This is a genomic window from Shewanella carassii (genome assembly GCF_002777975.1).
GTDB classification, from domain to species: Bacteria; Pseudomonadota; Gammaproteobacteria; order Enterobacterales; family Shewanellaceae; genus Shewanella; species Shewanella carassii.
Map to the genome: position 1 here is coordinate 147,780 of NZ_NGVS01000006.1, position 25,618 is coordinate 173,397.

Consider the following 25,618-nt stretch of genomic DNA (forward strand, 5'->3'; position numbering starts at 1 on the left):
TGTCATAAATATAGTTTCGCTGATGAGCACATCTCAACAACGTGAAGTCTGGACAGTTTTCAGACGTTTGCTGACCTACCTCAAGCCCCTCAAAGGGGTATTTGTCATCTCGATTCTGGCGTTGATCACCTATGGGGTTGTGGACGCTACTTTTATCGCTTTTGTGAAACCTTTTATCGATGAAGGGTTTGCCAATAATTCTGTCGTGGCCGGCGTCGAGCTGGGCACCTCCAAAGGGTTTAATGCCAGCTCGGATGTGTTGACCATGGCCCCCTTTGTGGTAGTGGGGCTATTCAGTCTTCGGGGGTTGGCCAACTTTGTCTCTACCTATGGCATCTCTTATATCAGCGCCAAGCTTATTCAAGATATGCGTCAGCAGGTGTTTGAACACATACTGTCGCTGCCTGTCAGCTATATGGACAAGGAAAACACGGGTTCTTTGATCTCCAAAGTGACCTTCGACACAGAGCAAATTGCCAGAGCCTCCGGCAGCGCGCTGATCACCCTAGTGAGAGACAGCGTCACTGTTATTGGCATGTTGGGGTTGATGTTCTATTACTCTTGGAAACTGTCGCTGTGCATTCTGATCATTGGTCCTTTCATCGGGGTGGTGATTGCCGTCGTCAGTCGCCGCTTCCGTAAGGTATCGCGGCAGATCCAGGGGGCCATGGGCTCGGTGACTGCGGTGACCGAGCAGATGATCAAGGGCCACAAGAACGTATTGTCTTTCGGTGGTCAGAAGACTGAGGCCGATCGCTTTGCCAAGGTCAACGATCACAACCGTTATCAGAACATGAAACTGGCGGCGGCCCAGGCCATCAGCCAGCCGCTTATCATGATCATAGGCTCCTTTGCATTGGCCTTTGTGCTCTATGCTGCCAGCTTTGACAGTCTGAAGGATGAACTGACTGCGGGTACCTTTGCCACTATCCTGGGCGCCATGCTGGCCATGCTGCAACCCATCAAGAACCTGACCCGAGTCAACGCCGAGTTTCAACGGGGTATTGCCGCCTGTACCACAGTGTTTGAGCTGCTGGATACCCCGGGGGAGTCCGATAGCGGCACTCACACAGTCGAGCGGGTTGAGGGCAATCTGCGTTTCGATAATGTCAGCTTTGGTTATCAGGGCCAGGAACGTCTGGCGCTTGAGAATATCGACTTTGAAGTGCGTCAGGGGCAGACTCTGGCACTGGTGGGCCGCTCAGGCTCGGGTAAGTCGACTATCGCCAGTCTGGTAACCCGTTTCTACACCGGGCTAAAACAGGGGCAGATAACCTTGGATGATATCAGTATTTACGACTATTCACTCAAGTGTCTGCGTAGCCAGGTCGCGCTGGTGTCGCAGCAGGTCACCCTGTTCAACGACACCATAGCCAATAATATCGCCTATGCCTACCCAGGCGAGGCTACCCGGGAGCAGATAGAAAACGCTGCCAGATTGGCTTATGCGATGGAGTTTATCGAAAGCTTGCCCCAAGGACTGGATACCGAGATAGGTGAGAACGGCGTGATGCTGTCCGGTGGTCAACGCCAGCGGATCGCCATTGCCAGAGCCATCCTCAGGGATGCCCCAGTGTTGATCCTCGATGAGGCAACCTCGGCACTGGATACCGAATCCGAGAAGGCGATTCAAAAGGGGCTGGATAACCTGCGCCGCAATCGCACCTCGATTGTGATTGCCCACAGACTGTCGACCATTGAAAGTGCCGATCAGATTTTGGTGGTCGATCAGGGCAAGATCCTCGAGCGCGGCACGCATCAGAGCCTGTTGGAAAAGGATGGGACGTACGCCAAGCTGTATCAGATGCAATTCGGAGGTTAAGTGGAAGCTCTGCTTAACCGTATCTGGTATCAGAAGCATTGGGCAAGGTGGTTGCTTTGGCCGCTTTCCTGGTTGTTTGCCTTGCTCAGCGGCCTGAGACGTCTGGGGTTTAGGCTTGGACTCAAGGCCTCACAAACTCTGCCTGTACCTGTGATCATAGTCGGTAATATTACTGTCGGCGGCAGCGGCAAGACGCCAACCGTCATCTATCTGATCGAGCTGCTAAGGCACTATGGCTATCGGCCCGGAGTGATAAGCCGTGGTTATGGCAGTGGTCAAACCGAGCCGAGGTTGGTGCCTCCCGGGGCCAATCCAACGGATTTTGGTGATGAGCCGGCGATGATAGTAGCCCGCACTCAAGTGCCTATGGCCGTGGGAGTGGATCGTATCGCCACCGCCGAGTTGCTGCTGGCGTCCACTGAGGTGGATATTATTATCAGTGATGATGGTTTGCAGCACTATCGACTGGGGCGGGATATCGAAGTGGTGGTGCTCGATGCCAGCCGCCGCTTGGGCAATGGTATGTTATTGCCGGCGGGCCCCTTGAGAGAAGGCGCCTGGCGCTTGGAGACTGCCGACTTGGTAATTCACAACGGTGAAGCCAGCGATACTGTTAGAGAGTTTGGTATGCAGCTCATTCCCGGCGCTGTGCTGAGTGTTGCAGGGGAAAACCAGGCTCAGCCCCCTACAGCGCCTATGGCGGTTAAGGCCATGGCGGGTATCGGTAATCCGGAACGTTTTTTTGAAACTCTCTCTCAGATGGGGTTTAAGCTCGAAGCTCAAGAGGTCTTTGCTGATCATCAGGCTTATAGTCCAGATGCCTTGGCACCACTTGGTGACGAGCTGCCACTGCTGATGACAGAAAAAGATGCGATCAAGTGTCGCGAATTTGCAAAACAACACTGGTGGTATCTGGCCGTCAATGCCAAGCTATCACCCCAATTCGATGCCCAATTGCTGACCCGGGTGCGGGAGGCGATGGCAAACAAACAAAAGGCAAACCAAAAAGGATAGTCTGATGGCGTTTGATAAGAAACTATTGGAAATCGTAGCCTGCCCGATATGTAAAGGCAGACTGGAATATGACAAGCAGGCACAACAACTTATCTGTAAGGCAGATAGGCTGGCTTATCCTATCAATGACGGGATCCCTGTTTTGCTGGCTGACAAGGCCGAGCCTTGGCAAGAAAAACAGTAATTACCCCAGTAGCTAAACTCCGGTCAGCCATCATTGGCCGGAGCCTTTCCATTTATTTACCTTGTTTTATCCCTCCTTTGTTCTAGTTGTTTTGTTTGTAAAATGTTTCTTTTGCTGCGAAATTGTTTGATCTATTGGTTGCTTGTAGATTTGGTCACTGAAAAATCGTTAAATAGCAGGTAGATAGCCTGAATGAGTTTGCTTTGGGACATTTTCCCTAAGATACTATTAAGAATTTTCTGTGAACTGCTACAAATTATTGGAATGGAGTCCTTTCCATGGCGCAACCTAAATTCAATCAATATGTTCTGCGGGTGCTGGAAGCTCATCCCGGGGAACGTATTTGCTCGTTTGAATATGAGGGTAAAAAATACTGGCTTAAACAAGCCGAGACACTGCAGGGAGCCATGCGGGTGTTGAAACCCAATCCCCAACTGGCGCTTGAAAAAGAGAAACAGACTCTGGAGCATCTGGCCAGTTGCTCAGCCCCGGTGCCGCGTATCGTTCAGGCCGACAAGGGCTACTTTGTGGTGGAAGATGCCGGTGCAACTGTCAGAGAATGGTTGGTAATCAAGTCACAAGACGAGCTGGGCATACAACAGATCCTCAATGACAGTGCCGCAGCTCTGGCAGGTTTGCACTGTATGGGCCTGGCTCACGGTCGTCCGGCGCTCAGGGATATCAGCTGGCAGCAAGGGCAGGTGACTTTTATCGATTTTGAAGCCACTCAAAAGGGTCAAGATATGCTGATGCAGCAGATAAGGGATCTGCTGGTGTACATTCACAGCTTATACCGCTATATGGGGCCGTCCAACGAGGCGATTGCCCAAGCGATAACCAGTTATCGCCAAGCCGGTGGTGAAGCTATCTGGCGTGAGGCCAGAAGTTTCCTGGTCAGTTGGCAGTGGCTCTATCTGCTACTGAGGCCGTTTCGCGATATAGGCGGCCGTGATCTCAAGCCCATCTATTGGGTGTTGTGGCATTTTCGCAATATTCCCGCCTGAGCCTTGCCGAGTCAATAAACGCCCACAACTGAGAGGACCGTCATTTGTCGGTTAATCCCAGATACAGGGTTTTGACCCAGCGCTCCTTGGGGATGAATTGCCAGCCCCATTCCCGCCATGCTTGGGGTAGTTCCTTGGCCTGCATCTGCTCGAGAGTCATGCCGCGCTGCTTGCCCTCTTTCATCCAATTGATGCAGTCATCCAGCATATGTTTGAACCTCAGGAGATCGGCCTTATTAGCCAGTTCCCCATGACCTGGAATAACCAAGGTATCCTGATCTATGAGTTCAAGCACGGCCGCGACATTGTCTCTGTAGCCGATGACTGAGCCGCCGTGGTCGAGATCGATAAAAGGAAACCTGTCTTTAAAGAAGAGATCGCCCATATGCACCAGTTTGCGATCCTGCCACAGCACCAGGGTGTCACCATCCGTATGCCCTGGGCCCAGATGAATAAGTTCCAACACCTGGTTGTTGAAGTGAATTTTCAGTCCCTTGTCATAGGTGATAACAGGTAGCGCCTTCTTATGGGTTGCTTTCTCATTCAAGCGCTTGAGCACATTCTCGTGGGCAAGAATGTTGGCGTTTTGGCCAAAGTACAGATTGCCGCCGGTATGATCGCTGTGAAAATGGGTATTGATGACAAAAGCCGGATAGCCCGGCTTGAGACCCTGTAGTGCCGCAGAAATCTTCTCTGCCAGCGGCGCAAACTGGTCATCTATGATAAGCAGTCCATCCTCCCCGGCACTGACACCTATGTTGCCGCCGGCGCCGGTCAACATGTAGCGACCTGGCAGCAGTTCATGAGTGGTTATCATGACCTCGGCATAGGGATTCTTGGCATAGGAATTGTTTTCCGCCGCGGTGGCCAAGCTGACAAGTGTAAACAGCACGAGTGATGTAAAGCGTTTAAGCAAACCTAGCATGGGAACTCCAACAAATAGTTGAGTGCTGGGATAAAGCTAGTTCGCTATTGATGTCCGGGCAATAAAAAAGCTGCAATGGCAGCTTTTTTATCTGTTCAGCGGCGCTTTTGGGCTCAGGTCCAGGGCAGCAGGCGCTGACTGAGTTTAAGCGATTGCCCGAGCCTGATGGCCGCATTATGACGCAGGCGGAAGAAGGCCTGGTAACACAGGGGCACCAAATAGAGACTGGTCAGGGTGGAGAAACTCAAGCCACCTATGATGGCAATCGCCATAGGTGAGTATGGCGGGCCACCGCCACCTATCTGAGTGTCTCCCAGCGCCAGCGGAAGCAGGCCCAGAACTGTGGTCCCAACCGTCATCAATACCGGCCGCAAGCGGGTGACACAGACAGAGGCGATGACTTCAGACAACTGCTCCAGTGGCGGCGTCATCTGATTGATTTGATCCACCAGCACTATGCCGTTGTTGACCACTATCCCCATCAGGATCAGTATGCCTATCATGGCCATCACTGACATAGGCGTGCCGCTCAGCCACAGGGCCCAGAATACCCCTGTGATGGAGAAGAGTATGCTGGTAATGATGGCGCTCGGCAGCAGCAGCGACTCAAACAAAGCCGCCATCACTATATAGATCATGGCAATCGCCAACACCATGTTGATCAGCATGACAGACTCTTCCTCGTCCTGACGTTGAAAGCCGCCTCTGAGTGAGTAGTCATAACCATGGGGGAAGTTGACATGCTTGAGCGCCGCCATGATCTGTTTCTGCGCCTCTTCCATGCTGAGATCTTCAAGGTTAGCGCCTATGGAAAGTGCCGTCTGGCGATCATAGTGACGAATGACATCGAATCTGGGGACAATTTCCACCTTGGCCAGACTCTCCAGCGAATAGACCTTGCTGTCCTGCCGCACTATGGGTAGTTGTTTTAGCCGCTCCAGCGACTGACGCCAGTCGCGTTCAAAGGCCAGTTCGATTCTGAGCTCACCACTGGGATCGTGGCGAAATGAACGCAGTGCCGCGCCCCGCAGTGCCAGGGAGATACTGCCGGCAATATCCTTGATGCTCAGCCCCAGGCGGGCGGCCAGCTCTCTGTCTATCTGTACTATCACCTCCTGCTGGGCACCGTTGAGCTCAGAGCGCACATCATGCAGGCCCTCTATGTTGGACAGCAAAGGGATCACCTGTTCACTGAGGCGAATCAGCTCTGAGGTGGAGCGCCCGGTCAGTGTGACTCTGACGCCGGACTCATCGCTGCCCCAGCCAAACTGAGGCTTGGCAATGGAGAACTTGGGAAATCCTTCGCGGATCCGCTTTTTCAGCTCGGCGACATCTTCTTCCAGATCCGGCTTCAGCAGTATGGTGGAAGAGGCATCCTCGGGAGAGTAATAGCTGTAGACGGCATCTATGTGGAACTCTTCCTTATGGGCATAGAGGTAGTCTTCCATCTGGCTGACCATGGCCTCGGTGACCGCCAGGCTGTGACGTCCTTGCAACTGGTAGTTGATGTAGAAGCGTTCCTTGCTTTGGCTATCCTGGCTGTCCTGTTTCACCAACGACAGCGGCAGGGCGGTTGACAGCAACATCAGCAGTGCCAGGCAAGTAGCGGTTTTCGGGTGCTGCAGTATCCAGTTGAGACTGGTGTGGTAAGACTTCTGCAGCCGCGATTCTTTCTCGACCCGCTCAAACCTGAGTTGCAGTTTTGACAGCATCAAGGGGATTAGTGTCTTGGCCACCAACAGCGAGGCCGCCAGCGAAATGCAGATAGCGATGGCAACATGTTCGAGGAAGATAGTCAGCTCCACTTTGACCCCGAAAATATTCGGCAGGAACACTATCGCCGTGGTCAGGGTGCCGGCCAGCACCGCCAGCGCTACCTTGTCGACCCCGTTGAGGATTGCCCGATCGCCGGTGGTGTTGGGGCTGTCATCTGTATTGTGACCGGCAGCGCCATGTTGCTGCTCCTGCAACACACTCTCAGTGACCACCACGGCATTATCAATCAGCATACCTATCGCCAGCAGCAGCCCCATCATAGAGAGGATATTGAGGCTGTAGCCGAGAAAGTACATGCCGGCCAATGTCATACAGATGGAGATGGGTACGGAGGAAACCACCACCAGGGTCATGCGCAGGTTGCGCAGGAACAGGTACAGCACGGCAAAGGAGAGCAGGGCGCCCAGCAGGCCGGACATCAACAAGTCCTTGAGCGACGATTTCACTCCATGGGCTTGATCTTCCATGATAAACAGCTTGATCCCCTGAAATTGCTTGTCCTCTCTTGCGGCCTCAATCACTTTAAGCACCCTGGCCGAAACCTCCACCAGATTGGCGCCGGATTCCTTGAACACATCCAGGCCGACGGCATATTTCTTATCCAGATGGCGGCCCTCGGTGGCTTCAGGCAGGGCGAAATTGACTTCGCTGATATCGCCCAGGGTCAAACCCGGCAGCAATACCAGCGCCTTGATCTCTTCGAGATTACGGAACTCGCCCTTGGGAGACACCTGATAGACCCGGCCGTTGTCCCTCAGGTTGCCGCCGCTTATCACAAAGTTTTCTGCCGCCAGACGCTTGTGAATGGCGGGAACACTCATGCCACTGGCGGCCAGGCGCTGGGCATCGAGACGTATCTCTATCTGTTTTTGCTCCACGCCATAGAGGGTGACCTTGGAAACGCCTTCCACCCTCTCCAGTGGCCGTTTGAGCTGTTTCTCCAGCAGATCGAAGGCGCCGGAGAGTTCCCGCTCACTGGAGATCCTGATATTCAGCATAGGCATGTCGGCGGTGGAGAACTGCATGATAAACACCCGCTCCACATCGGTTGGCAGCAGATGGCGCACCGCATCCACCTTTTCCCGCGCCTCCAGGCTGCGGGCGGCGACGTTTTCACCCCACTTAATTCTCACTTCTATCTCGCTGCCATCCTGGCTGGAACGTGAGCGCAGCTCATCGAGTCCACCCATGGTGGCGAGCGACTCTTCCAGTACATTGGTGATGTCGCGTTCCACTTCCGCCGGAGAGGAGCCTTTGTAAGGCACCTGGATAAAGATCCGCGGGATCTCTATCCCGGGGAACATCTCCAGCGGCAGCAAGCGGCTGGCGGCCAGACCAAAGAGCAAAATGGCCACAAAGAACATGCTGGTGGTCACCGGGCGCTTGAGCGCCAGTTTGGTCAGGTTCATGCGCCTTCTCCCATGGTGGCCGGCTCGGCGAACTGTTTGCGGTCGAACAGGGCATAGAGCACAGGAATAACCACCAGAGTCAGCAGAGTCGACAGGCTGAGGCCGAAAATCACAGTGATCGCCATCGGCGCGCGTACTTCACTGCCGTCCCCTAAGCCTATTGCCATGGGCAGCAGCCCCAGATTGGTGGTCAGTGTGGTCATCAGTATGGGTCTTAAACGCGATGCTGCCGCTTGCTTGATGGCGTCGAGACGTTGTTTGCCGCTTTGCCTGAGCTGATTGATCCTGTCTACCAGTACTATGGCGTTATTGACCACTATCCCGGCCAGCATGATAAGGCCGATAAAGACGATGACAGACAACTGGGTGCCGGTTATCGCCAGGCCGTAGATACTGCCGCTCAGTGCCATAGGTACAGCCATCAGGATAAGCAAGGGGTGCAGCAATGACTCAAACTGACTGGCCATCACCAGATAAACCAGGAATACCGCCAAGATCAGCGCTATCTTCAGCGATTGGAACGAATGCTCCATCTCTTCATTCTGACCGCCGAATCGGCTCTGCACCGAGGCGGGTAGTGTCAGTTGGCTGAGAATGTGCTTGGCACTGGCCACAGCCTGATTGAGATCGCCATAGGCCAGATTGGCCGACACTATGGCTACCCGCTGCTGGCTGATGCGATTGATTGCCGAAGGTCCCAGAGTCAGCGAGACATCGGCCACGGCGCTCAAGGGGATGGGCTGCGGGCTGGATGGGTTGATCAGCATGGCATTGATATCGCTTATCTGATTGCGTTCATCCAACTCGCTGCGCACTAGAATATCTATCTTGCGCTCCCTTAGGGTGTATTTGCTGGCTACGGTACCGCCAACCCGCTGGGCTATGCTGGTGGCCACGGTTGGCGCATCCAGGCCAAGGGCCGCCATTCTGGCGTGATCAAAACGGATACTCAGCTCCGGCTGACCGTCACGCAGGCTGCTGCTGACATCGACAAAGCGGGGATCGCCCTCCAGCGCCTTAACCAGTGAAGCGGCCGAGGTTTTCAACTGTTCCAGTTCATAGCCGGACAACTCTATTTCCAGCGGAGTCTTGAAGCTGAACAGCTCGGGATATTGGATCTGCGCTTCCAGCTCGGGAATAGTGCGCAACGTGCTGCGCAGCTTGGCGGCAACTTGGTCAAACGCGCGGTGATCGGCCAGCACCACCTGCAGCCGCCCCCAGTTTTCGCCGCCGCGCCGGGTATCCGAAGTCATGAGACCACCGCTGCCGGCCTGGCTGTAGGCGTGTTTCACGTCCTCTCTGTCCTTGATAGCCAGTGCCAGACGCTGCAATACGGCATCGGTTTGGCTCACCTCACTGCCGGGAGGCAGCAGGATTTCCACATAGAATTCGCCCTGATTCATTGGTGGGATCAGCTCCATTCCCAGGCGGCTCATCAAGACGCCAGAGATGGCGGTGACCGCAATGGCCAGCGCCAGAGTGATGCCTCGGAACTTGAGCGCCAGGTTCAGCAGCGGCCGATAGCCATCGGCCAGCCAGCCGTAGCAAAGGTTAAACAGTCTGGACAGTGGCTTCATCACCAGGGATACCAGCCACACCAGTAGCCGGGTGACGATTAACACCAGCGTTAGCAGCAATCTTGGCAGATAGCTGAGCAGCAACAGGAAAGGGAAAGTAAACACAGTGGCGCTGTAATGCTTGAGTTTGCCAAGCTTACCCGCCGGAGGCTGCGGTTTGTCACGCTTGACCAGTTCCGGCAACATAGTGAAGCCTTCGCGGGAAGCCAGCATAGGAATCGAGGTGAGGGCAACCAGCAAAGAGGCCAGCAGGGCGAAAGTAACGGTCAGGGCCTGATCGGCAAACAGGGCCCCGGCAATGCCGTCGACAAATACCAAGGGCACAAATACCGCCAGCGTGGTTAGGGTAGAGGCAAAAATCGCCCCGGCCACCTCTTTGGTTCCTGTGATGGCGGCCTGACGGCGATCCATCCCCTGAGCCTTGCACCTGTCGATGTTTTCCAGCACCACGATGGCGTTATCCACCAACAGCCCCACCGCCAGCGCGATACCGCCGAGCGACATGATGTTAAGACTGATATCGGCAAAATACATCATGTTAAAGGTGGCTATCACAGAGAAGGGGATAGAGATGGAGATGATCAGGGTAGGGATGATGTCTCGAAGGAACAGGTAGATCACCAGCATTGCCAGCAGACTGCCGATAAGGGCTGATGAGGTCACTTCGCTAACGGCGCTTTCGATAAACTCCGACTGATCGTAAATTATTTCAGGCACTGGCGTGGCGCTGTCTTTGGCCTCAGAGCGCATCTGTTGTAACTGGCTCTTAAGCTTATTGGCTACGGCTACCGTGTTGGCATCGCCCTCCTTATAGATGGCGAGCTCAATGGACTCCTTGCCGCCGATGCGGGTGATATCGCTGCGCTCTTTAAAGGCATCCTTCACTTCGGCTATTTCGCCAAGACGTACCAGGGTATTGCCCTTTTGATAGACAATCACATTGGCCAGCTCATCGAGGGAGTGGAACTGGTTAACGGTGCGCACCAGATATTCGCGGTCGCCCTGGATCACCTTACCGGCAGAAAGGTTGACGTTTTCTTCACTGATGCGATTGCGAATGGCTTCACTGCTGAGATCCAGCTGCGCCAGTTTCTGTTGATTGAGCAGAATATGCACTTCCTGCTCCAGCCCGCCGGAAAGGCGCACGGCAGCGACTCCGGAAAGCGACTCGAGATCCCGCTTAAGCTCCTCTTCGGCATAAGTCCGCAGGCGCTTGAGCTCGGCTTCTGTGGCCTTGGGGGCCGGCAGTGCCAGGCGCATGATGGGATCGAGATTGGGATTAAAGCGCAGCAACAAAGGCTTTTTCACATCCAGCGGCAGCTCTATGGTGTCGAGTTTTTCCCGCACATCGAGACTGGCCATATCCATCTCTGTGCCCCATTCAAATTCGAGCACCACATCGGACATACCGGAACGGGAAATCGAACTTATCTGCCTCAGCCCTTTAACAATACCGACCGCTTCCTCGATAGGTTTGGAGATAAGCTGCTCTACCTCCACGGGTGCCGCGCCCTCGTAGAGGGTACGTATGGTGAGTGTGGGGTAGCTCAAGTCGGGCAACAGCTTTACCGCCAGACGGGAGAAACCCACCATGCCGAACAGGATAACGGCCAGCATAAACATCCAGACGGTCACCGGACGCTTGACCGAAGTGGTAATAATAGACATAAGAGGTGGTCCTTGTGACAGTTAGTTGGCCTTGGCCAGATCCAGCGGAGCTATCACTTCCACCAATGATTGATCCTTGAGATTGTGTTGACCGCGAACCACCACCTGCTCACCCGGACTTATGCCCTCGGTGATTTCCACTTTATCATCCTGGCGGTAACCCAGTTTGACCTCGCGGCGCTGCGCCTTGCCCTCTTCGATAACATAGAGCGCCTTGCGATCATCCTGATTGATGACGGCGTTATAGGGCACCACTATCACATTATCGTGGGTGTCGTATCTGAGTTCGACCCGGGTAAACATCCCGGCCTTGAGACTGGCATCCTGATTGGGGATCGAAAGGGTTACCTTGAAAGTACCGCTGGTGGCTTCCACCACAGGGCTTATTCTGAGTACCTTGGCCGCTACTTGCTGCTGGCGGGAACTGATAACTTCGGCTTCCTGGCCTATGCGCAAACTGCTCAGTTGCTGCTCCGGCAGATTGACTATGCCGTAGAGCTCATCCTGATTGACCAGGTAGAACAGCTCTTCAAACTCCTTGGCCATATTGCCTTGTTTGACAAAACGTTTGGCGACCACGCCATCTATGGGAGAGCGGATTTGGCTTTCTTCCACCTGCAGTTTGGCCAAGTCCCGACGCGCCTTGGCGGCTTGCAGGTTGAATTCCAGTTTGGCCATGGCATCGGCACTGACAAACTCTCGGTTATTCATTTTCTTCAGCCGGTTGAGCTCCTGCTCGATGATTTGCACCTCGGCTTCGGCCTTATCCAGCTCATAGCGTTGACGACGGGAGTCTATCACCGCCAGCAACTGCCCCTTGTTGACTCTGTCACCTTCCTCGACTTGCAGAGTTTCTATCAGCCCGGCAATCCGGCTGACCACATGGGCTTCTTGTGGCGCTTCCAGTGTGGCTGTGGTGGCGTAGAAGGAGGAAACCTGGCCTTGAGTGACTATGCTGGTCTCGACCGGAATGGCAAAGGCTTGTTGTTGTTCTTCCTGCTGTTGTTCGCTGCAGCCGCCGGCCAGAGACCCAAGCAGTAAAACAGTGCTCAGGGTGTAGGTGAGGTTACGCTTCATGTGAAAGTCCTTATCTTCATCTTTGTTGCGATAAAGCAAAACCGGTGCCAATTTTTAATTTCCTTTTAAAACAAAGGTTAATGATGTTTTAGTGTCTGCTGCATTGAGGTGTTTGATGCCGATGTAGCAAAAAAGTTTATTTTGTGATGATTTTTGCCAATGCTGCTCAGTATAGCGTCTGCGCAAGCGGCTGAGCTGAGGCCAGGGAAGTGACCGCACTGCGCTGACGGTGTAATACAGTTCACGGCAAGCGAGGGGGGCACTCATTCGCTAAAGGCTGCGCTATTGAGGCTTGCTAACATGAAGCGCCCACTAAGGGGTGGTGGCATTAAGATTAGTGGCATTAAGAGTTGTACAGGATGCGGCTTTACCGGGTGAACCGGCTTTTGAGAGGTGAGACAACAGCAAGTGAGCTTAAGAGATAGTGGGTTAGGCGAGGGCCATTTTGCAGAACAAAGTTAGCATCCTGTTATCGAAAGCGCAGCCGGGCGAGTTTACCCTTGATCACACTACATGCTTGAACACAAAAAAGGCGCCAAGGCGCCTTTTTCAATGAGTGAGACTTACACGTTGTCAGACTCAGCGTTTGTCCAGTTCCACGAAGTCGCGGGATGTGGCACCTGTGTAGAGCTGACGTGGACGGCTGATCTTGTGACCAGGCTGATCCAGCATCTCTTTCCAGTGAGCAATCCAGCCAACGGTGCGGGCCAGGGCAAAGATAACGGTAAACATGGAGGTTGGAATACCAATCGCCTTCATGATGATACCCGAGTAGAAGTCGACGTTTGGATAGAGCTTCTTGGAGATGAAGTATTCATCTTCCAGCGCGATCCGCTCAAGTTCCATGGCGACATCCATCAGAGGGTCGTTAACCTTGAGTTCAGCCAATACTTCGTGACAGGTTTCACGCATCACTTTGGCGCGCGGATCGAAGTTCTTGTAAACCCGGTGACCGAAGCCCATCAGTCGGAAAGGATCATCCTTGTCTTTGGCGCGTTCGATAAACTCAGGAATACGATCCACAGTGCCGATTTCTTCCAGCATACGCAGACAAGCTTCGTTGGCACCACCATGGGCAGGTCCCCACAGCGAGGCGATACCGGCGGCGATACAGGCAAATGGGTTGGCACCCGAAGAACCTGCCAGACGCACGGTAGAGGTTGAAGCGTTCTGTTCGTGATCGGCATGCAGGATAAAGATGCGATCAATGGCACGTTCAACGATTGGGTTCACCTTGTATTCTTCACAAGGTACCGCGAACATCATCGACAGGAAGTTACCGGCGTAGCTCAGGTCGTTGCGTGGGTATACGAACGGCTGACCGGTAGAGTATTTGTAGCACATGGCAGCAATGGTCGGCATCTTGGAAACCAGCCGGAAGGCGGCGATTTCACGATGACGGGCATCGTTGACATCCAGAGAGTCCTGATAGAAAGAGGACAGGGCTCCTGTTACGCCACAGAGCATGGCCATTGGATGAGCGTCACGACGGAAGCCTCTGAAGAAGAAGGCCAACTGCTCATGCACCATAGTGTGAGTTTTAACCGTGTAGGCGAATTTCTCATACTCTGCCTTGGTGGGCAGTTCGCCGTACAACAGCAGGTAACAGAGATCCAAATAATTGGATTCTGTTGCCAGTTGATCTATCGGATAGCCACGGTGCAACAATACGCCCTGTGCGCCATCGATATAGGTAATTGCTGATTCACAGGAGGCTGTCGCGAGAAATCCTGGATCAAAGGTAAAGTAGCCTTTACTGCCGAGCTTACTGATGTCGATTACGTCGAAACCTGCAGTTCCTTGTTTCACTGGCAGTTCAATCGAGTCGTTCCCTGGTAATTCCAAAGTGGCTTTCAAATCAGCCATACCCCGTTCTCCTTACTTCATTCTTATGTGAGTGCGGAATGTCAAATCGCCATTACTTTACAGCCAATCTAGATCACATTTCAATTTAAATAAGCGTTTAAATTCGTTAGACCATGGTATAGGTAAGACCAATTTCCCTGATAACACTGGGACTTATCAGGGAAAATGCACCCAAAAACTAAATCTAGATAATGTGATGTTTGTATTTGACATTTTCGAAGAGTATACTTGCTGCGGCTCGCGAGAGCAGCTAAATAGCGGGCTTGGTTAGCATATCACTAATTAACTAATTCTGTGTGTTGTCAACAAGTTGGCTTTTTGTTTTAACTTTCTTTTGTGAAACCCTTCACCGTGATGCTTGTCACAAAACTGTGTAAGAGCAATATCGGTTCACATAACAAAAAAATGCTCAATGGAGCTGAGTGAGCAGAACGTGAAAAAGCAAAGACCTGTCCATTTAGATCTGCAGACCATTCGCTTCCCGGCGACTGCAATTGTGTCCATTCTGCACCGGGTGTCCGGTGTCATCATGCTGTTCGCTGTTGGGATACTCCTCTGGTTATTGAACGCCTCGCTGGCGTCGGCCGAGAGTTTCCAAGGCGTACAATCCTTGTTAGATAACTTAGTGATGAAGTTTATCCTTTGGGGTATTCTGACCGCACTGGTTTACCACCTGCTGGGCGGCTTGCGTCACCTGGTAATGGATACCGGTCGCTGGGAGGAGTTAGCATCGGGTAATGCATCGGCCAAGGCGGTATTTGTCCTGACCGCAGTGTTTTCTGTATTAGCGGGGATCTGGGTATGGTAACCAATGCAGCGAGTTTTGGACGCAGTGGTGTTCATGATTTCATCCTATTACGCGCAAGCGCCGTCATTCTGGCCGTTTACACTATATTCCTGGTCGGATTTGCCGCTTGCAGTTCACCTCTCACCTACGACGTCTGGCATGGGTTGTTTGCTTCCCTGCCGATGAAAGTCTTTACCCTGCTGGCGCTGATTGCGTTGCTGATCCATGCCTGGATCGGTACTTGGCAGGTACTGACAGACTACGTCAAAAACGTAGCACTGCGTGGGGTTTTACAGTTTGTCTTTGTCGTGACTGCCTTTGTTTATCTGGCGGTAGGCATAGTAATAGTGTGGGGTGTTTAAGTGGCTATTCCAGTACGCGAGTTTGATGCTGTCGTGATTGGTGCCGGTGGTGCCGGCATGCGCGCAGCACTGCAGATTTCTCAAGAAGGCAAGAGCTGTGCGCTCTTGTCCAAGGTTTTTCCTACACGTTCTCACACGGTTTCGGCCCAGGGTGGGATCACAGTTGCTCTGGGTAATGCCCACGAGGACAACTGGGAACACCATATGTACGACACGGTAAAAGGTTCCGACTTTATCGGCGACCAGGATGCCATCGAGTACATGTGTCAGACCGGCCCTGAAGCGGTTATCGAGTTGGAGCAGATGGGACTGCCATTCTCACGCTTCGAAAACGGCACTATTTATCAGCGTCCATTCGGCGGTCAATCCAAGAATTTCGGTGGTGAGCAGGCCGCTCGTACCGCGGCTGCGGCTGACCGTACCGGCCACGCGCTGCTGCACTGCTTGTACCAGCAGAACGTTAAGAACAAGACTCAGGTATTCTCCGAGTGGTATGCCCTGGATCTGGTTAAAAACGAAGACGGTGCCATCGTAGGTTGTACTGCAATCGAAATTGAAACCGGCGAAATTGTTTACTTCAAAGCCAAGGCCACTGTATTGGCTACCGGCGGTGCCGGTCGCATCTTTGCTTCTACCACCAATGCCCACATCAACACAGGTGATGGTGTTGGTATGGCTGCCCGTGCAGGGGTTCAGCTGCAGGACATGGAAATGTGGCAGTTCCACCCAACCGGGATTGCCGGTGCCGGTGTTCTGGTAACTGAAGGTTGTCGTGGTGAGGGCGGTTACCTGCTCAATAAAGACGGTGAACGCTTTATGGAGCGCTATGCGCCCAACGCCAAAGACCTGGCATCCCGCGACGTGGTTGCTCGCTCCATGATGACAGAGATTCGTGAAGGCCGCGGTTGTGAAGGTCCTATGGGCCCACACCTGAAGCTGAAGCTGGACCATCTGGGCAAAGAAACTCTGGAAGCGCGTCTACCTGGTGTATGTGAACTATCCCGTACCTTTGCTCACATAGATCCTGCCGATGGCCCAATTCCGGTTATCCCAACCTGTCACTATATGATGGGTGGTTTGCCAACCAAGGTGTCCGGTCAGGTGATCCACAAGAACGCCGATGGGACTGAAGAAGATATCAAGGGCCTGTTCGCCGTGGGCGAAATCGCCTGCGTATCTGTTCACGGTGCCAACCGTCTGGGTGGTAACTCACTGCTCGACTTGGTGGTGTTCGGTCGTGCAGCCGGTCAACATCTGGGTAAAGCGCTGGATGAAACCGCAGATCCCAAAGCTGCGACTGAAGCCGACATTCAGAAGTCTCTTGAGCGTCTGAATCGTTGGGAAAGCAATAAAGACGGTGAAGATCCAGCGGTTATCCGTAAAGATCTGCAGATGTGCATGCAACTGAACTTTTCGGTATTCCGCAGTGGTGACGCCATGGCCGAAGGCCTGAAAGAACTGCAGAAAATTCGTGAGCGTCTGGCCAATGCCAAGCTATCTGACAACTCCAGAGAGTTCAACACTCAGCGTATCGAGTGTTTGGAACTGGATAACCTGATGGCAACAGCTATCGCATCTGCTTACGCAGCCAACTTCCGTACCGAGAGCCGTGGTGCTCACAGCCGTGAAGACTTCCCTGAGCGTGATGACGCCAACTGGCTGTGTCACAGCCTGTTTGACCCTGTCAGCGAAACCATGTCCACCCGTGAAGTGAACATGGCGCCCAAGACACGTGAAGCCTTTCCGCCGAAGAAGCGTACCTACTAAGGAGTTGTGAAGATGAAATTGGATATTGCAGTTTATCGCTACAATCCTGATGTAGATACCAAGCCCTACATGCAGGATTACAGCCTGGAAGTGGCCGAAGGCACCGATATGATGGTGCTGGATGCCTTGCTCAAGCTTAAAGAGCAGGACCCAAGCCTGTCTTTCCGTCGCTCTTGCCGTGAGGGGGTTTGTGGCTCCGACGGCATGAACATGAATGGCAAAAACGGTCTGGCCTGTATCACGCCCGTGTCTACCTTTAAGGGCAAGAAGATTGAAATCCGTCCTCTGCCGGGTATGCCTGTAGTGCGTGACCTGGTGGTGGATCTGAGTCAGTTTTACAAGCAATACGAGAAGATCAAGCCGTACCTCATCAATGATGAGAAGAAACCGGCCCGTGAACATCTGCAGTCACCGGAAGAGCGTGCTCACCTGGATGGCTTGTATGAGTGTATCATGTGTGCTTGTTGTTCAACGGCTTGCCCATCATTCTGGTGGAACCCGGACAAATTTGTTGGCCCCAGTGGTCTGCTGCACGCCTATCGCTTCTTGATAGACAGCCGAGATACTGCGACCGAAGAACGTCTGAGCGAACTGGATGATGCATACAGCGTCTTCCGTTGTCACGGCATCATGAATTGTGTGGATGTCTGTCCCAAGGGCCTGAACCCAACCAAGGCCATTGGACACATCAAATCCATGCTGCTGAAGCGGGCTGTATAAATGCAAGACGACGAGCTTAATCCAATAACAACATAGGCTCGTGGGGAGTCACTTTCTCTGGGTAGAAAGTGGCTCTTTGTATGTAAAGGACTACAAAAGGCCGTAACATCCGGATGTCCCAGGGGCGGCTGAGACCCTGCCAAAGCAGGGAATATATGGCTAAGCACGTGTATCAAGTTTGAAAGGATAAGAAATGCACCAAGGCAGCATGAAAGCCTGGCTCGAATCATCTCACTTGAGTGGGGCGAACTCGACCTACGTTGAAGAGATGTATGAAGCCTACCAAGAAGACCCCACCTCGGTATCTGATGACTGGCGTGCGGTGTTTGAGCAACTCCCTCCGGTGAACGGTGCCTCTGCTGATGTACCCGAAGCTTCCCACTCCAAGATCCGTGACTATTTTCGCTCTCTCGCACAGGAAGGCCGCAGCAAAGGCACTGGCCGTGTGTCCGATCCTGATGTGGATGCCAAGCAGGTAAAAGTTCTGCAATTGATCAACGCCTACCGTTTCCGTGGCCACCAGAATGCTAATCTGGATCCATTGGGACTGTGGAAACGCGACACAGTTGCCGAATTGGATCCTGCTTTCCACGGCCTGAGCAGCGAGGATATGGAGCGGGAGTTCAACACAGGTTCTTTTGCTTATGGCGGTGAAACCCTGAAACTGGGTGAGCTGGTGAAGGCGCTCAAGGCGACCTATTGCGGCTCTATCGGCGCCGAATATATGCATATCACCGACACCGAAGAGAAACGTTGGATCCAGCAACGTCTCGAACCTTCACTGGGTAAGGGCAGCTATGATAAGGCGGTCAAGACCCGGATCCTTGAAGGATTGAATGCCGCCGAAGGCATGGAAAAGTATTTGGGTGCCAAGTTCCCCGGCGCCAAGCGTTTCTCCCTCGAAGGGGGCGACTCGCTGGTGCCTATGATGCGCGAAATTATCTATCGCGCCGGTGAAGCGGGTACCAAAGAGATAGTCGTGGGTATGGCTCACCGTGGCCGTCTTAACGTTCTGGTTAACATTCTGGGCAAGCGTCCTGCCGAACTCTTTGACGAGTTTGCCGGCAAGCATCATGAGACGCTGGGTTCAGGGGATGTTAAGTACCATCAGGGCTTCTCTTCCGATTTTGAAACGCCCGGTGGCAATGTTCACCTGGCATTGGCGTTCAACCCTTCACACCTGGAAATCGTTAACCCGGTCGTGATGGGCTCGGTGCGCGCCAGACTGGATCGCCGCGGCAGTGAAGATGGCCTGCAGGTGATGCCAATTACCATTCATGGTGACTCGGCCATTGCCGGACAGGGCATAGTGCAGGAGACATTCAACATGTCTCAGACCCGCGGCTTTAAAGTCGGCGGCTCTATCCGCATCGTGGTCAACAACCAGGTGGGCTTTACCACCTCCAACCACCAGGATGTGCGTTCTACCGAATACTGTACCGACATCGCCAAGATGGTACAGGCGCCGATTTTCCACGTTAATGCCGACGATCCTGAGGCCGTGGCTTTCGTATCTCAGTTAGCCGTGGATTACCGCAACACCTTTAAGCGTGATGTGGTTATCGAATTGGTATGTTATCGCCGTCACGGCCATAACGAGGCCGATGAACCCAGCGCGACTCAGCCACTGATGTACGCCAAGATCAAGAAGCACCCAACGCCACGTAAGATCTATGCCGACAAGTTGATAGCCGAAAACAGCATTGCGGCAGACGATGTCACCGCCATGATCAACAGCTATCGTGATGCACTGGATCAAGGGGATTGTGTGGTCAAAGAGTGGCGTCCAATGACGCTGCACACTGTGGACTGGACTCCTTATCTCAACCGCGAATGGGATGAGTCTTTTGAATCCGGTATGACGCTGGAGCGTCTGCAGAATCTGGCCGACAAGATAAGCTATGTGCCTGAGAGTCATAAGCTGCACTCTCGGGTTGCCAAGATATATAACGACCGCGTCGCCATGGCCAAAGGCGAGAAGCTGATGGACTGGGGCTTTGCCGAGACTCTGGCCTATGCCAGCATCCTCGAAGACAAGCAAAGAGTCAGGATCACCGGGCAGGACTCGGGTCGTGGCACCTTCTTCCATCGCCATGCCGTGCTGCACAACCAGAACGATGGCACGACTTATCTGCCGCTACGCCATGTGGCGAACGAGCAGGGCCCTATCGACATCACCGACTCTGTGTTGTCTGAAGCCTCAGTGCTGGCGTTCGAGTACGGTTATGCCACCGCTGAGCCGGGTGGCCTGACTATCTGGGAAGCCCAATTCGGTGACTTTGCCAACTGTGCCCAGGTGGTTATTGACCAGTTCCTGTCATCCGGTGAGCAGAAGTGGGGCCGTCTGTGCGGTTTGACCATGTTGCTGCCACACGGCTATGAAGGTCAGGGGCCTGAGCACTCAAGTGCTCGTCTGGAGCGTTTCTTGCAGCTGTGTGCTAACCACAATATGCAGGTGTGTGTGCCTTCGACTCCGGCTCAGGTCTACCACATGTTGCGTCGTCAGGTGGTGCGTCCAATGCGTCGTCCGCTGGTGGTCATGTCTCCTAAGTCGCTGCTGCGTCACCCGCTGGCCGTGTCTTCCCTGGACGAGTTGGCCAACGGTCAATTCCAGAACGTTATCGGTGAAATCGATACCCTGGATGCCACTAAGGTCGATCGCGTAGTGTTCTGTAGCGGTAAGGTTTACTACGAGCTGCTGGAGCGTCGCCGCAAAGAGAATATCGATAATGTCGCTCTGGTGCGGGTAGAGCAGTTGTATCCCTTCCCCCACGAAGAGATGGCCGTCGCCCTGAAAGATTATCAGCATGTGACCGACTTTGTTTGGTGTCAGGAAGAGCCTCAGAACCAAGGTGCCTGGTATTGCAGCCAGCATCATTTCTGGGCAGCCATTCCCAAAGGTGCCCAGCTCAGCTACGCTGGCCGAGATGCCTCTGCAGCGCCGGCTTGTGGCTATCCTGAGTTGCATACGCATCAGCAGGAATCACTGATCACTAGCGCATTAAAACTGAAGTAATAGAAATTTATATAAAAAGGAAAGCTTTCCATGAGTATCGAAATCAAGGTACCTGTACTGCCCGAATCTGTTGCCGACGCGACTATCGCCACTTGGCACGTAAAGCCAGGTGAGCCGGTTTCCCGTGATCAGAACCTGGTTGATATTGAAACTGATAAAGTGGTGTTGGAAGTTGTAGCACCCGAAGATGGTCAGATCAGCGAACTGTTGTTCCAGGAAGGGGATACCGTCCTGGCCGAACAGGTTATCGCCAACTTCGTTGCCGGCGCGGTTGCCGGTCAGGAAGTGAGCAAAGAGCAGGCTGAAGCCGCTGCGCCAAAGGCTGAAGAAGCCGCGGCAGAAGGTAACGATGCCCTGAGCCCATCAGTACGTCGCCTGATCGCCGAACACAACCTGGATGCCGCTAAAATCAAGGGCACAGGTGTGGGTGGCCGTATCACCAAAGAAGATGTGGAAGCCTTTGTGAAGTCCAGCTCCGCCAAGCCTGCTGCAGCTGCTGCCACAGCACCTGTGACCCTGGCGGGCGATCGCAGCGAGAAGCGCGTACCTATGACGCGTCTGCGCAAGACTATCGCCACTCGTCTGCTGGAAGCCAAGAACTCCACCGCCATGCTGACCACCTTCAACGAGGTCAACATGAAGCCTATCATGGACATCCGTAAGAAGTATCAGGAAGTCTTTGAGAAGAAACACGGCATCCGTCTTGGCTTTATGTCTTTCTATGTGAAAGCCGTAACCGAAGCGCTGAAGCGTTATCCTGAAGTCAACGCTTCTATCGATGGCAGCGACATCCTGTACCACAACTACTTCGATGTCAGCATCGCCGTTTCCACGCCTCGTGGCCTGGTAACGCCTGTGCTGCGCGACACAGATACCATGAGCCTGGCCGATATTGAAAAAGCGGTTCGCGAACTGGCTATTAAAGGTCGTGACGGCAAACTGACAGTGGAAGATATGACAGGTGGTAACTTCACTGTGACCAACGGCGGTGTGTTTGGCTCCTTGATGTCGACGCCTATTCTGAACCTGCCACAAAGCGCAATCCTTGGCATGCATGCCATCAAGGACCGCCCAATGGCAGTCAATGGCCAGGTGGAAATCCTGCCCATGATGTACCTTGCTCTCTCATATGATCATCGCATTATTGATGGTCGTGAGTCAGTTGGTTTCCTGGTGACCATTAAGGATCTGCTGGAAGACCCAACTCGTCTGCTGCTGGACTTGTAAGCGCCGCCAGACAATAACCTCGTGACTGGCCCCTCGGGGCCGGTTGGATTTAAAAACGTAGTATACGGATAGATCATCATGAATTTGCATGAGTATCAGGCAAAAGCCCTATTTGCCGAATATGGTTTACCAGTGTCAGAAGGCTATGCTTGTGACACAGCTCAGGAAGCTGTTGAAGCAGCCGGTCGCATTGGCGGAAACATGTGGGTAGTCAAGTGCCAGGTGCACGCTGGCGGCCGCGGTAAAGCAGGTGGCGTTAAAGTCACTGGCGACAAAGAAGAGATCAGAGCCTTTGCCGAACATTGGCTCGGCAAGAATCTGGTCACTTATCAGACTGATGAAAAAGGTCAGCCGGTTGCCAAGATCCTGGTTGAAAGCTGCACTGATATCGCCAACGAACTCTATCTGGGTGCCGTTGTCGACCGTGGCACTCGCCGCGTCGTGTTTATGGCTTCTACCGAAGGTGGTGTGGAAATCGAAAAGGTGGCCGAAGAGACCCCTGAACTGATCCACAAAGCCATTATCGACCCTATCACAGGTCCTCAGCCTTTCCAGGCGCGTGACCTTGGCTTCAAGCTGGGTCTGAATCCAACTCAAATCAAGCAGTTCACCAAGATCTTCATGGGTCTGGCGACTATGTTCCTAGAGCATGACTTTGCCCTGCTGGAGATCAACCCTCTGGTGATCACCACCGAAGGCAACCTGCACTGCCTGGACGGCAAGATTGGCGTAGATGGTAACGCTCTGTTCCGTCAGCCAAAGATCAAAGACATGCACGATCCTTCACAGGATGACCCACGTGAAGCCCACGCCGCCAAGTTTGAACTGAACTATGTGGCGCTGGACGGTAACGTAGGTTGCATGGTCAACGGTGCCGGCTTGGCCATGGGTACCATGGATATCGTGAACCTGCACGGCGGCAAGCCAGCCAACTTCCTCGACGTAGGTGGCGGCGCGACCAAAGAACGTGTTGCCGAAGCCTTCAAGATCATTCTGTCTGACAGCAATGTGAAGGCCGTTCTGGTGAACATTTTCGGTGGTATCGTGCGTTGTGACATGATCGCCGAAGGTATTATCGGTGCAGTGAAAGAAGTCGGTGTGAAAGTGCCTGTGGTTGTGCGTCTGGAAGGTACCAACGCCGAGCTGGGCTCTAAAGTACTGGCCGAATCAGGTTTGGATATCATTGCTGCGACAAGTCTGACCGACGCTGCTCAGCAAGTAGTTAAAGCTGCGGAGGGCAAATAATGTCTGTTTTAATCAACAAAGATACCAAGGTTATCTGCCAGGGTTTCACCGGTGGTCAGGGTACTTTCCATTCTGAGCAGGCGATTGCCTACGGTACTCAGATGGTCGGCGGTGTGTCTCCTGGTAAAGGCGGCACCACTCACTTAGGCTTGCCAGTATTCAACACAGTGAAAGACGCTGTTGCCGCCACCGGCGCTACTGCATCTGTTATCTATGTACCTGCGCCTTTCTGTAAAGACGCTATCCTGGAAGCCATAGATGGCGGTATCGAGCTTATCGTTTGTATCACCGAAGGTATCCCGACTCTGGATATGCTGCAGGTAAAAGTGAAGCTGGAAGAAACCGGTGTGCGCATGATTGGCCCTAACTGCCCCGGCGTTATCACCCCCGGCGAATGTAAAATAGGCATCATGCCAGGTCACATCCACAAGCCAGGTAAAGTGGGTATCGTTTCCCGCAGCGGTACTCTGACTTACGAAGCCGTTAAGCAGACTACTGATGAAGGTTTCGGCCAGTCTACCTGTGTGGGCATTGGTGGTGACCCGATCCCTGGCACCAACTTCATCGACGTACTGGAAATGTTCCAGAACGATCCTCAGACCGAGGCCATCGTGATGATCGGTGAAATCGGCGGTACTGCCGAAGAAGAAGCGGCGGCTTACATCAAGGCCAACGTCACCAAGCCTGTGGTCTCTTACATTGCCGGTGTGACTGCACCAGCAGGTAAGCGTATGGGCCATGCGGGCGCCATCATTGCCGGTGGTAAGGGGACTGCCGCCGACAAGTTCGCTGCCTTGGAAGCCGCGGGCGTGACTACCGTGCGCTCGCTGGCCGAAATCGGCAGCGCGCTGCGTGAGAAGACCGGCTGGTAAGCACAGTCGTTAAGCTCACAAAAGGCGCCGAGAGGCGCCTTTTTTATTGGTAGCTGTGATGAAGCTCAGGTGCCCCCGGCTGGATATTTGATTGGGAAAAGGTTAGATTGGGTCTAGTCGATCCCTTTGGGGTGATGCAGAGTATTCATGCACTAAAAATTTAAAAAATTCAAATTGTTATTAATCTTTTCCCTGGGGTTGTCGTTCTGTTGCTATCTGGAACTCCAGCCTGAAATGAGAGAAAGCCGTCAGCCAAGAGGCGGAGCTCTGCAGAACCAGAGAATTGATGCCGTGTTAACAAAGACTTCAGCGCCGTATTGGTTCGTCCGATGCGGCGCTGAAGTGCAATTCGGGGGCGAAAGCGCTCGAAACTCGTAGATCAAGCTGAATGAGTCTGAAACGCCTATCGGGCGATTTCAGCTATTGGGTATTGGTGTCAACCCTCAATGGGGGAAGGGATGACCCGATGTGGGGCCGCTCAGGCGGCTTTTCTGAAAAGTAGAGGATTGCTGTGAGTACACAACCTAATATCGTAATTTCTGAAGTGGATCTGGAGCGCCTGGAGCGTTTGCTCGATTCATTGCCTGCCAACGCCTTTCCCGGCCATCAAGCGCTTGAGGCTGAACTTGAGCGGGCGGAAATCAGGCCATCCAAGGATATGCCGGACAATGTAGTGACCATGAACTCTGAAGTTCGTTTTCGTATGTCTTCCTCCAATGAAGAGTTCACCTTGCGTCTGGTTTATCCAAAAGATGCCGATGGCAGTGCCGGTAAAATTTCGATTCTGGCGCCGGTCGGCGGCGCCTTACTGGGCTTGGCCCAGGGGGATGAAATTGAGTGGCCGGGGCCGGGTGGCGGCACAGTGAAAGTGCGGATTGAAGAGATTATCTATCAACCGGAGCGCTCAGGTGATTTTCACCGCTGAGCACCGGAGCCGGTAAGGCTCTCGGACGGATACGGGAGTGACATACATCTAAGTCACTCAGAATGCACCAACGACAGGGAATGGAGATAAAGATGAAGCAGTACTTTGTCCACAATGGTTTTTCTGCCGGCAGCGGTAAATTACCGGCGGATCCACAGTTGATCAGTGAACAGGATGCCGACAAACTGATGCAGTTTGCCGGATTGGAGCCCGGACATGTAGGTAACCTGACGCCACCGGCGCAGTTTGCCGAAGAGGGAGATTGGTTGTTCAGGCTTTTTGCCAATAACCGTTTTCTTTGTTATGCGGATCCAACACTTTTCAGCCATGCCTGCCCAAGGAAGAAGGGCGAGCCTCTGGCTTTGAATTGGTAAC

The 25,618-nt window shown here is 53.3% G+C and carries 19 protein-coding genes; 14 read left to right on the forward strand and 5 right to left on the reverse strand.

Annotated features, from left to right (window positions below; translation table 11 throughout):
* Positions 1–22: 22 nt before the first annotated feature.
* From msbA to CBE72_RS03720, 4 genes are all read left to right on the forward strand, one after another.
* Positions 23–1,822, forward strand: a complete 1,800-nt coding sequence (msbA, locus tag CBE72_RS03705) for a lipid A export permease/ATP-binding protein MsbA (RefSeq protein WP_100142372.1) — start codon at positions 23–25, stop codon at positions 1,820–1,822.
* Positions 1,823–2,836, forward strand: a complete 1,014-nt coding sequence (gene lpxK, locus CBE72_RS03710) for a tetraacyldisaccharide 4'-kinase (RefSeq protein WP_100142373.1) — start codon at positions 1,823–1,825, stop codon at positions 2,834–2,836. It abuts the gene before it with no gap.
* A gap of 4 nt (positions 2,837–2,840) precedes the next feature.
* The gene (locus tag CBE72_RS03715) at positions 2,841–3,020 is read left to right on the forward strand and encodes a Trm112 family protein (RefSeq protein WP_025011023.1); all 180 of its coding nucleotides are present in this window, start codon (positions 2,841–2,843) and stop codon (positions 3,018–3,020) included.
* 278 nt (positions 3,021–3,298) lie between these two features.
* The gene (locus tag CBE72_RS03720; protein ID WP_100142374.1) at positions 3,299–4,024 is read left to right on the forward strand and encodes a BUD32 family EKC/KEOPS complex subunit; all 726 of its coding nucleotides are present in this window, start codon (positions 3,299–3,301) and stop codon (positions 4,022–4,024) included.
* 40 nt (positions 4,025–4,064) lie between these two features.
* On the opposite strand, the gene CBE72_RS03725 is transcribed toward CBE72_RS03720, so the two are convergent.
* From CBE72_RS03725 to CBE72_RS03745, 5 genes are all read right to left on the reverse strand, one after another.
* On the reverse strand, positions 4,065–4,949 hold the full coding sequence (locus CBE72_RS03725) for an MBL fold metallo-hydrolase (RefSeq protein ID WP_100142375.1): 885 nt from the start codon (positions 4,947–4,949) through the stop codon (positions 4,065–4,067).
* A gap of 113 nt (positions 4,950–5,062) precedes the next feature.
* Positions 5,063–8,134, reverse strand: coding sequence for an efflux RND transporter permease subunit (locus tag CBE72_RS03730; protein WP_100142376.1), 3,072 nt, complete (start codon positions 8,132–8,134; stop codon positions 5,063–5,065).
* A complete protein-coding gene (locus tag CBE72_RS03735) occupies positions 8,131–11,379 on the reverse strand; it encodes an efflux RND transporter permease subunit (protein ID WP_100142377.1) in 3,249 nt (1,082 codons plus the stop codon). Before CBE72_RS03735 ends, CBE72_RS03730 begins: the two co-directional genes overlap by 4 nt.
* Before the next feature lie 21 nt (positions 11,380–11,400).
* The gene (locus CBE72_RS03740) at positions 11,401–12,507 is read right to left on the reverse strand and encodes an efflux RND transporter periplasmic adaptor subunit (RefSeq protein WP_373289218.1); all 1,107 of its coding nucleotides are present in this window, start codon (positions 12,505–12,507) and stop codon (positions 11,401–11,403) included.
* Between the two features lie 528 nt (positions 12,508–13,035).
* Entirely contained in the window at positions 13,036–14,322 is a 1,287-nt protein-coding gene (locus tag CBE72_RS03745) for a citrate synthase (protein WP_100142378.1), read from the reverse strand.
* Between the two features lie 412 nt (positions 14,323–14,734).
* Between CBE72_RS03745 and sdhC the strand changes: the two genes are divergently transcribed.
* The 10 genes from sdhC to CBE72_RS03795 all read left to right on the forward strand — a co-directional run bounded on the left by sdhC (position 14,735) and on the right by CBE72_RS03795 (position 25,617).
* Positions 14,735–15,130 (forward strand): succinate dehydrogenase cytochrome b556 subunit, encoded by a 396-nt coding sequence (gene sdhC, locus CBE72_RS03750; RefSeq protein WP_100142379.1) that lies wholly within the window; start codon positions 14,735–14,737, stop codon positions 15,128–15,130.
* The gene (sdhD, locus tag CBE72_RS03755; protein ID WP_100142380.1) at positions 15,124–15,471 is read left to right on the forward strand and encodes a succinate dehydrogenase, hydrophobic membrane anchor protein; all 348 of its coding nucleotides are present in this window, start codon (positions 15,124–15,126) and stop codon (positions 15,469–15,471) included. The genes sdhC and sdhD overlap by 7 nt, the downstream gene beginning before the upstream one ends.
* Complete coding sequence (gene sdhA, locus CBE72_RS03760) at positions 15,472–17,238, forward strand: succinate dehydrogenase flavoprotein subunit (protein WP_100142381.1); 1,767 nt, start codon at positions 15,472–15,474, stop codon at positions 17,236–17,238. It begins immediately after the preceding gene.
* A gap of 12 nt (positions 17,239–17,250) precedes the next feature.
* Complete coding sequence (locus CBE72_RS03765; protein WP_045282660.1) at positions 17,251–17,958, forward strand: succinate dehydrogenase iron-sulfur subunit; 708 nt, start codon at positions 17,251–17,253, stop codon at positions 17,956–17,958.
* Positions 17,959–18,151: 193 nt separating this feature from the next.
* Positions 18,152–20,974 carry a 2-oxoglutarate dehydrogenase E1 component gene (gene sucA / locus CBE72_RS03770; protein ID WP_100142382.1) on the forward strand — a complete coding sequence of 941 codons (2,823 nt, stop codon included), beginning with the start codon at positions 18,152–18,154 and terminating at the stop codon, positions 20,972–20,974.
* A gap of 30 nt (positions 20,975–21,004) precedes the next feature.
* Entirely contained in the window at positions 21,005–22,201 is a 1,197-nt protein-coding gene (gene odhB, locus CBE72_RS03775; protein WP_028780473.1) for a 2-oxoglutarate dehydrogenase complex dihydrolipoyllysine-residue succinyltransferase, read from the forward strand.
* A 78-nt stretch (positions 22,202–22,279) separates the two neighbouring features.
* On the forward strand, positions 22,280–23,446 hold the full coding sequence (gene sucC / locus CBE72_RS03780) for an ADP-forming succinate--CoA ligase subunit beta (protein ID WP_039032727.1): 1,167 nt from the start codon (positions 22,280–22,282) through the stop codon (positions 23,444–23,446).
* Positions 23,446–24,318, forward strand: coding sequence for a succinate--CoA ligase subunit alpha (gene sucD / locus CBE72_RS03785; RefSeq protein WP_025011011.1), 873 nt, complete (start codon positions 23,446–23,448; stop codon positions 24,316–24,318). The genes sucC and sucD overlap by 1 nt, the downstream gene beginning before the upstream one ends.
* A 511-nt stretch (positions 24,319–24,829) precedes the next feature.
* Positions 24,830–25,243, forward strand: a complete 414-nt coding sequence (rnk, locus tag CBE72_RS03790) for a nucleoside diphosphate kinase regulator (protein WP_100142383.1) — start codon at positions 24,830–24,832, stop codon at positions 25,241–25,243.
* 92 nt (positions 25,244–25,335) lie between these two features.
* Entirely contained in the window at positions 25,336–25,617 is a 282-nt protein-coding gene (locus CBE72_RS03795) for a hypothetical protein (RefSeq protein WP_100142384.1), read from the forward strand.
* The last annotated feature ends 1 nt before the right edge of the window (position 25,618 follow it).